Annotated in this window: 11 protein-coding genes; 4 read left to right on the top strand and 7 right to left on the bottom strand. The window is 23.3% G+C overall.

Going from position 1 to position 12172, the window contains the following annotated elements; genetic code table 11:
- From BN8917_RS01545 to BN8917_RS01520, 6 genes are all read right to left on the bottom strand, one after another.
- Entirely contained in the window at window positions 1–324 is a 324-nt protein-coding gene (locus BN8917_RS01545; RefSeq protein WP_066869664.1) for a PTS sugar transporter subunit IIB, read from the bottom strand.
- An 18-nt stretch (window positions 325–342) separates the two neighbouring features.
- Window positions 343–666: a PTS sugar transporter subunit IIA gene (locus tag BN8917_RS01540; protein WP_066869663.1), complete on the bottom strand. Its 324-nt coding sequence runs from the start codon at window positions 664–666 to the stop codon at window positions 343–345.
- A gap of 81 nt (window positions 667–747) precedes the next feature.
- Window positions 748–1329 carry an RDD family protein gene (locus tag BN8917_RS01535; protein ID WP_066869660.1) on the bottom strand — a complete coding sequence of 194 codons (582 nt, stop codon included), beginning with the start codon at window positions 1327–1329 and terminating at the stop codon, window positions 748–750.
- Between the two features lie 10 nt (window positions 1330–1339).
- Window positions 1340–3247 carry a BglG family transcription antiterminator gene (locus BN8917_RS01530; RefSeq protein ID WP_066869657.1) on the bottom strand — a complete coding sequence of 636 codons (1908 nt, stop codon included), beginning with the start codon at window positions 3245–3247 and terminating at the stop codon, window positions 1340–1342.
- Window positions 3248–3591: 344 nt separating this feature from the next.
- Window positions 3592–5124 carry an ABC transporter permease gene (locus BN8917_RS01525; protein WP_066869655.1) on the bottom strand — a complete coding sequence of 511 codons (1533 nt, stop codon included), beginning with the start codon at window positions 5122–5124 and terminating at the stop codon, window positions 3592–3594.
- Entirely contained in the window at window positions 5099–5839 is a 741-nt protein-coding gene (locus BN8917_RS01520; RefSeq protein ID WP_066869652.1) for an ABC transporter ATP-binding protein, read from the bottom strand. Before BN8917_RS01520 ends, BN8917_RS01525 begins: the two co-directional genes overlap by 26 nt.
- Before the next feature lie 321 nt (window positions 5840–6160).
- On the opposite strand from BN8917_RS01520, the gene BN8917_RS01515 reads away from it, so the two are divergent.
- Both BN8917_RS01515 and BN8917_RS01510 read left to right on the top strand, forming a co-directional pair.
- Window positions 6161–7447: an SH3 domain-containing protein gene (locus BN8917_RS01515; protein ID WP_066869648.1), complete on the top strand. Its 1287-nt coding sequence runs from the start codon at window positions 6161–6163 to the stop codon at window positions 7445–7447.
- 206 nt (window positions 7448–7653) lie between these two features.
- Window positions 7654–9063 carry an SH3 domain-containing protein gene (locus BN8917_RS01510; protein WP_066869645.1) on the top strand — a complete coding sequence of 470 codons (1410 nt, stop codon included), beginning with the start codon at window positions 7654–7656 and terminating at the stop codon, window positions 9061–9063.
- Window positions 9064–9327: 264 nt separating this feature from the next.
- Here the strand turns inward: BN8917_RS01510 and BN8917_RS01505 are convergent, their stop codons facing one another.
- Window positions 9328–10242 carry a hypothetical protein gene (locus BN8917_RS01505; protein WP_066869642.1) on the bottom strand — a complete coding sequence of 305 codons (915 nt, stop codon included), beginning with the start codon at window positions 10240–10242 and terminating at the stop codon, window positions 9328–9330.
- Between the two features lie 236 nt (window positions 10243–10478).
- Here BN8917_RS01505 and BN8917_RS14285 point away from each other — a divergent pair, with 236 nt between their 5' ends.
- Entirely contained in the window at window positions 10479–10634 is a 156-nt protein-coding gene (locus BN8917_RS14285; protein ID WP_159426717.1) for a hypothetical protein, read from the top strand.
- Between the two features lie 571 nt (window positions 10635–11205).
- Entirely contained in the window at window positions 11206–12090 is an 885-nt protein-coding gene (locus BN8917_RS01500; protein ID WP_066869638.1) for a hypothetical protein, read from the top strand.
- Window positions 12091–12172: the final 82 nt, after the last annotated feature.

Below are 12172 nucleotides of genomic sequence, written 5' to 3'. Positions count from 1 at the left end.
TTATTTTTTATTTGCTTTAATTAACTTAATTGCTGTTTTTAGCACTTTTTCTCCGTTCATCATTCCATAGTCAGCTTGGTCTATAACAGCAATTGGAATACCTAAGTTTCCAAATTGTTCAACAGTTTCATCATACATATACTTAACTTGAGGTCCAAGTAAAATACAATCTGGATGTTTGCTATTTATAATTTCATCTAGCTTATTATGTGGAAAAGCTGCTACCTCAATAGGAAGCTTGTGATCATTAGCTACTTTCTGCATATTACTTGCTAACATACTTGTTGACATTCCTGCACTACAAAATAAATAAATCTTTTTCATATTTTACACCTTCTCTTTCTATTTATTTTCCAAACTATGAATACGTTTGTTTAATTTTATTATTTCAATTGACATAATCTTAGTTGTTTCAGCAGAAATTAATTGGTCTTCTGCATGCATAAGTAAGATATTTGGAGTTACACAATTACCACTTGCTTCTTGCTGAATTAACTCGCTATGTGCATTATGAGCCTGATCTATAAATTTGTCCCCTTCTTTTATCTTTTCATTTGCTAAGTTAAAATCACCTTTTTCAGCAATTTTCATTGACTCAATATAATTTGATTTTGCCATTCCAACAGATGATATAATATTGAAACTTATTAATTCTAACCCTTCCATTTTCTCCTCCAATAGCTTTAATATTTATATTTTAATTATATAAGAAGTAGTGTCTAAAAAACTGTATACGATTTCCTAAGCTTAGGAAATATTTTTTGAAACTATTACTTTTGTTCCAGCTAAATAATCATGTATAGCACGATTCTCTCCTTTAAATAGCATTAAAATAATACTAAGACCTGTTAATATAAAACCTGCATACATTAATGGTGAAACAAAATTAATCTTTGTAATAATAGTTAAAACACTATGCCAAATAGCACTTGCTGATATTAAAGTACCTTCAATAATCATAATTCCTAGCACTTGTCTAAGTAACATATTCTTTAAGGTAATATCTTTATTAGATTTTTGTACAATCTTAATTTTGCAAATTCTTTTACCAAGAGTTTGTCCCTTATATATATAAGTTGGAACAATAACAAAATAAAATATTGCAAAAAGAATAGCTAAAACTCCAGCAATTATTCCATAAGGCTCTTTAAATTCAATAATATTTTGATTAAGCATGGTGTTAGTTAATTTTTGTGAGATTATAGATATAGGAATAGAAGTACATAAGCCACCTACATACCAATCTATTAAGTAACTTAAAAAACGGCTAGTTAATGAAACTTCTTTAGATTTATCAATTTTCTTTTCTTTTATAGAGTTTGCTTTCATATAATACCTCCTATGATATTATTTCTTTTATTAATTTTTCATGAGAATCAATTTCTAATAATTGACTAAATTTATTTGAATCTGTAACAATACTACTTAGCCAATCAAAGAATACTCTTAATAAATGATTATCTGTTTCTCTAATAGCTAGTAAAATAACCAATTTTACTTCATATTCACCCCATTTAACTGGTGTGTTTAGTATCATAGTAGATATACAAGATTCATTAGCTGATACTTCAATAGAGTGAGGTACAGCAAATCCATATACAAAAGATGTTGCAGAAATATTTTCTCTTTTTAAAACATCTTCTTTATATGATTCATTTGCTAATCCCTTAGATATTAATTCTTTACATAAGTACTCAATAATTTCTGTTGAGCTTTTCATATTTTTCTTTACATAAAATAAATCTTGTCTCATAAGGCCTTTAATTAGCTCTACAAATTCAGTATGATTTCTTTTTTTATCTAATTCATTTAATGCTTTAAATACCTTACTTTCATCTTCAAGATTAACAAATAAGGTAATATTAACTGTCGGGATTTTTAAAGTATGTTTTAGTGGTACTGTAGTGATGATGATGTCTGGGTCCTCTTCTAAAATCATTTTTTCTTCAAAAAAGTTATGCTTTGTAATAATATCCATTCTGTCATTAAATCTATTATTTAATTTATCAATACACATTTTTGATAACATTTGATTATGAGGAATTATCATAATTGCACGATATCTCTTATTAATATTTACACGTTCATAAGCAGCTCCTAGATGCAGAGCTAAAAAAGCTAGTTCATTCTCATTTATATATTCACTTTTTAAATTTTGAATAACTCCACCAGCACGAACTGCCATTTCAAATACTAATGGATATTTTCTTTTAATTTCTTGAAGATATATATTAGTAATTTTTACTTTGTTTTTCTGTCTTTCTAATAAAGATTGTAGATGCATAGATAAACCTACCTTTAAATCTAAATCCTTAGAAAAATCAATATCAAAATATTCTTTTATTTCATTAATTACAAGTTCTACTAATTCATCAATATTCTTATCCAATTCTTCTTTAATAATATCTTTTCTATATTCACTGCTTTTTTTACCCATTAATAATAAGGCAAATAAGCTAATTTCCTCTTCAACTATTTCAATTTTTATATGCTTACTTACTAGAGTAAAAAATTCATAGGAAATCTGATATTCCTTACTATTTTTTAATTTCTCATAGCTATTTACAGTTTTAATATAGTTATGATTTATAATTCTCTCTATTGCGACTCCTGCATGAATTATAATCATAGGAAAAGTTATTTCACGAATCTTATAATCATATTTATTGCAGACATTTTCTAAAATATCTTTAACTTCTAATAGATTAAAGCTGCTCCATAAGTTTGCAATAGAGTTTAGGTTCATAAAGTTTCCTTGAGTTTCTTCTGTTAATAGATGTTTATATAATTTACGTTTATCTGCTTCATTACCAGATAAACTAATATGATTTTTAGAACGAACTAGTTTTAAACTAGGATATTCACTTATTATTTTACGAATCTTTTTTATATCATTATCTATAGAATACTCACTAACAAATACTTGATCTTGTAAAGATATTAAATTAATTTCCTTACTTTTAAAAAGAAGCTTTTGAATTATATAAATGCATCTTTCATTAGAAGTCTGTGGTACTACATCTCTAGTTTTAACATTTTGTTTATGAAGTAAAGTTTTATTTATCTTATATCCAAAGCGTTTATTTGATTCTATTAATAAAGAATTATAGTGATTATTAATTGTAGAAATATCTAGACGAATTGTACGATCTGATACATTTAAAATATTTGATATTTCTTTTCCTGTTATCCAAGTAAGATTATCATTTAAAATATCAATAATATGTAGCTGTCTAGTGTTTAACATATAGTTCACCCCTCTATATTTAATATAGCATTATTATTTTCTTATAATTTATAAGTCTAGTTCCTAAGTCTTAGGAAAAATAAACTTATAAATTATATATTTAAAATAAAAATTGACTATCTCAAAGGAAAAAATCCCTTTATGAGATAGTCTTATTAGATTAAATTAAGTATTTTTATCATAGTTTATTTAATGTTTTATATAATAAATATTAAACTTATTAATCTTTAATAAAATACCTTTATTGGATTTTATTTACTTAATTATAATATAGTCTAATATTTAAGGTTTATAAATTCTTTAAAAATTAAAAAATTAAATAATAAAAGTTTACAATTATTAGATTAATCAAATAGATTATTTATTTTAAAAGATTTTATCTTATTACAATTTAATATTATAGGTAATATATTTAATAATAAAGATGTTGTAATTATTATTATGCCTTTTAAATTATATGATAAGTTTATTCTTACAGTAAAAACAAATACTATCATATAAATTAGTGTTAAAGGTATAGTTTTTATAATGGGTTTAAGAATTAATTCTATATCATTAAATAAATCTGATAAATTTAATATTGATTTTTTTATTGAATTATAATCTGTAGTAATATTTATTAGAATTATTGAGAGCATAGTTAATATTGCAATTATGTTTAAGAATAGTATATATAGTACATTTTTATTAATTGATATAATTAATATGTTTATAGAAATTAGATTTATTATATTAAATAAGAAAGCTAAAATAATTTTTGAAATAAATAATTGATTGATACTTAGAGGAAGATATCTTAAATATTTTAAGTTATTAGTTTCCCTTGAAAAAGCAAAATTTGAAACAGTATTAAGGCTTGTCATAGTTATTGATAGTAAAACAATTAAAAATATTAAAAAGAAATCAACTGATTTTATAGCATTAGATATTGAAGGTGTTATTAATATAATTAATATAAGAAATACAATATTAGGTATAATAGCATTTACTATTAAAATTGGAGTTCTTAAAATCTCTTTTAATTCTCTTTTTATAGAGGAATATAGAATATTATATACTTTGAAATTTAAGTTTTTATTTCTTTTAACTTTATTTTTAGGAGAGATTAATTTGAAATTAGATAGAACTATATCTAAATATATATCACTTGTATAAAATAAAAATAAAATTATATTAAGAAAAAGCAAAGATAGTATTATAAAATTAAATGATATTTTATTAAAAAATAATGATGATATAAAATTATTGATTCTGAAAAAATTGATTTTAGTATTTGTAATATAAAAATATATATAAATTATATTTAAAGATTGTACAATATAAAAAAATATTTTATTTAATAAACTCTTTTTTATATTAGTAAAGAATGTTGATATAAATAGAAAAGTATTTAGTATAATAATTATACATATTATTGGAATTATTAAAGTTAAAAATATTGCTTTTAAATAATAGTAGATTGTCCAATTACTTAGTATTCCATAAGTTATTAGAAAAATTAGTCCTATTAAGCCTATTAATAATCCTTTTAAATATTCTAAAATACATTTAGAAAAAAATATACTTTGGGATTTTAATGGATAGAACCATAAACTTAAAATATCATGTTCTAAGAAAAAGTTATTACTTATTCCAATTATAGTTACAATAAATATAAGTAAACTTTCAATATTTATTATAATATTGAATATAAGATTTTCTGCATTAAGAGAATTTAATATTGGATAATTTTTGATAATTATAATTTCTAGTGGTATTACTAGCAATAATAGAGCAATAGCAGCTATAATTATTTTTTCAAGATTATTATCTGAATTAAAAATTGTATTGTATTTTATTCTTAAATCAACTTTAACCAAGCTCAAAAATTCCTTCATTATCTAGTACCTCCATATAGATTTCTTCTAAGGACTTATCTTCTTTAAAGTTTTTCTTTAAAGTTTCTATATTCCCGTGATATATAGTTTTACCATACTTAATTAAAATTAGCTCATCACATAAATTCTCCATTATTTCTAATATGTGAGATGAAACTAATACTATGTTTCCTTGCTTTGCATATTCTTTCATAAATTTTTTTAATGTATAACATGATGTAGGATCTAATCCATTAAACGGCTCATCTAAAATCCATAATTTTGGATTGTGTAATAGAGAGGAAATAATAGTTATCTTCTGTTTCATTCCTTTTGAGTATTTTTCTATTCTTTTATCTAAATGATTTGTCATTTCAAAAATTTCAGATAGTTCTAAAATGGACTTTTGTCTTTTATCAGTAGGAATTTTATAAATATCTGCTATAAAATTAAGATATTCTATTCCTTTAAGTTTTAAAAACCTATGTGATTCATCACTAACATATCCTAGGTTCTTTTTTATTAAAATAGGATTTTCATTTATTTTTTCACCAAATATCTCAATAGTACCCTTTGATGGCTCTGATAAACCTACAATCATATTAATAGTAGTTGTTTTTCCAGAGCCATTTGGACCAATTAAGCCTATAATATTCCCCTCTGATATCTCAATATTAAGATTATCTACTGCTTTAAAAGTACCATATTGTTTAGTTATATTTTTTAATAAAATCATAAATAATTAATCTCCTTTTAATTTATTAAAATAAATATACCATTAAAAGGATTAAAAGTAAAAATACATATAATATAAATTATTAAGATATTAAAATTTAGTTTAAATATTAGTTTTAATAATATGGTTTCTAATGTTTTTATTAAGTAAATATTTTGAAATATATCATAATAACTTTGTTTCTTTAATTTAGCAAAATAAATTTAATTTGGAAAATTTTCGACTCTTTTTATAGTTACTAAAGTGATAAATTGGAATTAAAGAAAGAAATATTAAATTTTATTTTTAGAATATATATTTTTTAAAAAAGGAGACTTTAAAATGTTAAAGCATAAGATAATAAGCATTATTATGGGGACATTAATGCTATCAGGAGTTATGATAGGAGCAAATTCTATTAATAATGCAAAAACAATTAATGATAATACAAAGGTAGTAAATAAAGTTTTACTTTCAGCACCAATAAGTACAATAGGAGAAAGAGCAGTAGTAGTAAATAGGGATAATAGCCCACTTGTTTTATATTCAAGTGCAAGTGCTAGTTCAAATATAACAAGTTATATTTCAGTAGGAGAAATGCTTACAATACAAGCTCCAGGAAATAATTTTTATAAAGTTAAGGTTCAAGAAACAGGAGCAGTAGGATATATTTCAGCTAATAATATTCAAATAATAACTAGTGGGGTTAATGATCCTTATAATACAGTTAATAAAGAGGGCTACATAATAAATGTAAGTAGCAAAGTTAATTTAAGAGCAAATGCCACAATGCATTCAAATATACTTAATAAATTAACTAATAACACAAAGATTAATGTACTTGGAAAACAAGGTCAGTGGTATAAAGTAAATTATGATGGGACTGTAGGCTATATTTATCAAGAATATATTGGTTTAAGTAGTGCTGATTTATCAAGTAATAAAAATATAAATATAAATAATACTAAGGGTAATACAACTTCAGTACAATCTAATAATGTTAATAAAGTTAAATCAAATAATTCTAATAACACACAATTATTCTCTAATGAATATCAAAAGCTTTATGATACATTAAGAGCTAAAACATCAATGGAATGTATACCAGGACCTTATATTGTTACTAATCTTAATTTAAGTACTACAGTTGATGGAACTAAATATTATTATCTATATAATGGTTTATCAGAAGCTTTAGCTATGGGAGGACTTCCTCCTCATGAGCAAGTATATGGATATGTAAGTTTATCAGGTAAAAGATTAAAATCTAATGATTTAACACCACTTATAAATCAATTTAATAGCTTAAGTAATAAAGAAAAGTATAAGCAAATTTATCAAATAGCAACACAATATATAGTAGATAATGATGTTTCCAAGTCTTTAAATCAAGACGTTCCAAAACTTGATATAGATTTAAATAAAACAATAGTTAAAGATGGACAAACTCTTTATTCTGTAAGATATACTCCAAATCATTCAAATGGATTTAAAAATCCAACAGCTCAGCTATATGTTAGTGGAACAGGACTTGTTTATTTACCAAACTTCTACGAAAACTTTGCAAAGATATTTGGTAATAAAACAGATTATATAGATTGGAAAGATACAAATAAATCAGGCTTATAAATATAAGTATAATATCTGAATCAAAATTAATTTGATTCAGATATTATAATGCAAAAATATTTTAAAATAATAATTTTATATTATATAAAAATTCAAATAGCTAGATATAGTATTTTGCAATAAAAAATATTTTTATATTTGTTATGATATAACAGTTTATTTAGATATTTTTAGAATAAATGTAGATATTAAAAGGAGATTTTAATATGTTAAAACATAAGATAACAAGTATTATTATGGGAAGCTTAATGCTATCAGGAGTTATGATAGGAGCAAATGCTATTAATAATATAAAAACAATTAATGATAATACAAAGGTAGTAAATAAAGTTTTACTTTCAGCACCAACAAGTACAATAGGAGAAAGAGCGGTAGTAGTAAATAGGGATAATAGTCCAATTGTTTTATATTCAAGTGCAAGTGCTAGTTCAAATATAACAAGTTATATTTCAGTAGGAGAAATGCTTACAATACAAAGTTCAGGAAATAATTTTTATAAAGTTAAGGTTCAAGAAACTGGGGCAGTAGGCTATATCTCAGCTAATAATCTACAAATAATAACTAGTGGAGTTAATGATCCTTATAAGTCTATTGATCAACAAGGATTTATTATTAATGTAAGTAGTAGAGTTAATTTAAGAGCTAATGCTACAATGGGGTCAGATATTCTTGCTAAATTAAAAAATGATGCAAGACTTGATATATTGGGTAAAAAAGGTCAGTGGTATAAGGTAAATTATGATGGAACTATAGGCTATATTTATCAAGAGTATGTTGGAATAATAAATATAGGAGGAGTACTCAAGATACCTATATTAAAGCCTAAAATACAAAATTCTAATAATTATGAAGATATAAATATATCTGTACCTTATGGCGAAAGTCTTAAAATGAATATAAAGCCTAATTTTTATTCTAAGGTTGTAACAACACTTCTTAGTGGTAATTATAAAGTTGAGATTATAAATCACTCTAATGGCTGGAGTTATATAAAAGTAAATAATTTTTATGGATATATCCCAACTGTTACTTTAAATGCAACTATTAATTACTTTAATAAAGATATAAATGGTAATAAGAAAGAAATTAAGCTTATAAAACCAGCACCTAATCAATCATTTATCCTTAATACTGTTATTGTTGAAAATACAACAGGACAAGCTATCTCTAATTCTCAGTTAAGTAGTTTTATGAGATATTGGATTCTAACTGCTCAGTATAATTGTTTTAATAATTCTTGGGCTAATGGAACAATGTGGTCAAAACCTTGGTTTAATACTGTTTCAGATTCACAATTAGTAGAGGCGTTTGTAAAAGCTAATGGTACTGAGGCTCTTAGCAAGAATATTACAGCAGGTGAATTTAAAAAAGCAGCTAAAGAATTAATTAAAATAGTACCAGCTGTACCTTTTACATTACAACAAGCTACAAAGAATATTCAAGAAATGTTAGATTCATCTGATCAACATCAAAAAATAACAAAGGTAGTATATCGTGAAAATAGTAAAGGTGAAGGAGTTTATTATGTATATACTAACTACTTTGGAGATAAAAGACCTTATTGGTATGTTAATAGTACTACTGGTTATCCTTTGGGAATGGGGTTACAAGAATAGGATTAATTCTAAGTTTATGAGTTCTTTAAATTTAGAATTAGATGTAAATCTAAAATAAAATATTAAACAATATTTTATTATTTAATATTAATTCAATTGAATTATTTTAAAATTCGATTTATGAGGTTTAGTAGTATATTTATAACAGATTATTATTTAATATTTTTAAGCTTATAAATAAAAATATTAAAAAAGTAGATTCATAAAAAATGAATCTACTTTTTATTTTTATATTTAATTTATACTAAGTATAGTTTTTAGTTATTAATCCCTTTGGAATTCAAAGAAGACACCCTCCATATTAAAAATTAAATGATTTCTATCTACAATATATAAATAAAATTCAGAGTTATTAATAAGTATATATTTTATTGAAAATAGTCCTGCTTGTGAAGTAGAACATTTAACTCTAGCAAAGAATTTATCTGCATCAAAAGGTTCTACTTGCCAATTTCCTTTGAAATTAGATTCATTAAATTTAAAAGAATCTTTTCCTATAGTAATATTTTTATCTATTGTTGATAATGTTGCATCACCAAAGAAAGAGTCTGTTCCTGTAATCTTTGTAGCTGTCCAAGTACCATAAAAATCAGATGGTACATATGGAGCTTCAGAATTAGTATTAGTTGCTATAGGTGGATCAAAGAAATTACCTGTAAGGCTTCCACCAAATTCTTTTTCAGTTACATATTTTATGTGCTTGTTCAAATCATTAGATTGTATATATCCTTCATAAACATGAGACATTGCTCCACCAAATCTAATTTTATACCAATCTTGATATTTTCGATCTTTTTCGATAGTTTCTTTTGATACAATATAGAATCCCCAAGATACTGTACCCTTGATATTGCTATTCATATTCATTTCTTCATATATATTTAATTCATTACCTTTATAGAATACATATTTATTAATAGGTATAACTTTATTAAGCTCAATATTAGATTTTGAGTTTTCATTATTACTACTATTTGAGTTATTAGATTGATTTTCAGTATTTTGAGCTACCTGAGAATCTGAATTATCTGTATTATTGCTTGATGAATTATTAAAAGCTTGTTGGTTATTTGACTCTGTAGAATTTACTGAATTATTAGAGTCTTTTTCAAAAGCATATGCAATAGCACCACTACCAATTGCAGCAAATAATATTATAAATATTAGTATTTTTTTCATTTGTTTTCTCCCTATGTAAAATAATAGACATATTATAGCATAAAAATACAATTTAATGTTATTAATGAAATTAGAATTAAAAAAATATAACATTAATACTAAAAAAATATAATTTAATTTAGTTGATTTTTGATGTATTTCTAAAAATATGAATTATAATTTTACTATCTTATAAAGTCTTTATTGTATAAAATATGATTAAAAGCTAAAGTATTGGTATTGGAGGAGTATTTATAATGTTAATGGAGATTTCAATTTTATTACTTATCATAAGTGTTTTATTTAAAGTATCTAGGCCTAAAAAAAGAAATGTTTGGTATGGTTATAGAACACAATCATCTAAGTTATCACAATCTAACTGGGATGAAGCAATAACTAGAATTTATGAATAATTTAAATTATTAGGATTAAGAAGTAAAGTGGACAAATTAATTATAAGTTCTATTATCAATGCTGCTTTAAAATAGAGCCAAATAATAATATAATAAAAAAAGTTTGTAAGTGTAAAAGGGATTAATTAATATATTTGAATATAAAAAGTAGGAAAGAGTAGTTCTAAATAAAAAAGAATGTTAGTAATTTTATAGATATAAAATCTAAGTTTATTAATTTGTTGAATAAAGAATTAAAATAGTATTTTTTTATTATAAAAATATATTGCATTTTAATTTAATTGAATTATTTTAAAATACAATATAAGATGTTTAGTATAATAAAATAGAAATTTAATGTTTTAAAGTTCAAAGCGCTTTATACATTTATAATGATATATCAGCATGTTTTATTTATTCTTAATATAACAAATTAAAAATACTAAGAGAGTTGCTCTTGGTATTTTTTATTTTATCAGTAGATTTATAGAGTACATAATTAAAATTATTAATATATTTAAATATAGTTCAAAGGCAGTTTATTTATATATGTTTTAATATAATTTATAAACAAAAGAAGAGGGGGAGTTATATGTCAAGGGGAAGTGGAAGTTTAAGACTTACAAACTTTGTAATAATTACTTTAGCTTTAAGTTTTTATAATTTAGTTAGTTCTACAGAATTATATTATTCAATTCACAGTGAGATCACTTGGTTTATTATAGTAGAGGTATTTTGTGCTTTTGCAATATTTAGTTCAAGGGATAAATTAAAAAGAATAAAGCTCAAAGATGTATTATCTAAATATATAAAAATTACTTTGTTAGTTTTAGTATTAGGAGCATATATATTTATAGCAATGAAGAAGTATCCATCATTAAATCTTTTTGAGTTAATTCCTAGTATAATTTTAATATCTATTTTAATAGTTCAAGCTGTTATTTTAGATTTAATAGATGACAAAAAGCTAAGTGAAAGACAACTTAAATGGATGGCAGCTATGAATAGTAGTAATAAAGAATATAGAAAGCCTAATATATTATGGAGATTTAAGCTTTGGTTTAATCCAAGATTTGATATAAAAGATTTACCTAACAATCCTAGAAAAGAAAATATACTAGGAGTATGGTTTGTACTTGGACTTATATTTCTTATAATGGGCAGTTTTGATTGGTATGTACTTATTTTTGCAATAATATTTATGAACTTCACAGCATTACCTAGATATATAATTGATAAAATATTTGGAACTTATGTTAAGACTACTGGAATATGTATAGATAAGGGCAAAGTAAGAACTAGACATAGTGGTGTAACAGGTTATTTTTATAAAATTGTAGATTTTGAAAATGAAAGATATATGTATATACGTGTATCAAAAGATGAGGGGGATATGTATGATATTACTGATAAAGTGGTTATTATACATGGAGCTATTTCAAAAAGAGTATTACACCATTATAGAATAAGTAGTTAAAGCTAATTTAATATATAAATTTTAAAAGGAAGCTAAAAAAGCTTCCTTTTATTTTACTTAAAAAATATACCTATAAATTATT

This window comes from Clostridium mediterraneense, assembly GCF_900091705.1.
GTDB lineage: Bacteria > Bacillota > Clostridia > Clostridiales > Clostridiaceae > Sarcina > Sarcina mediterraneense.
The sequence above is the reverse complement of the archived record's forward strand: the minus strand, read 5'-3'. Positions and strand labels throughout refer to the sequence as shown.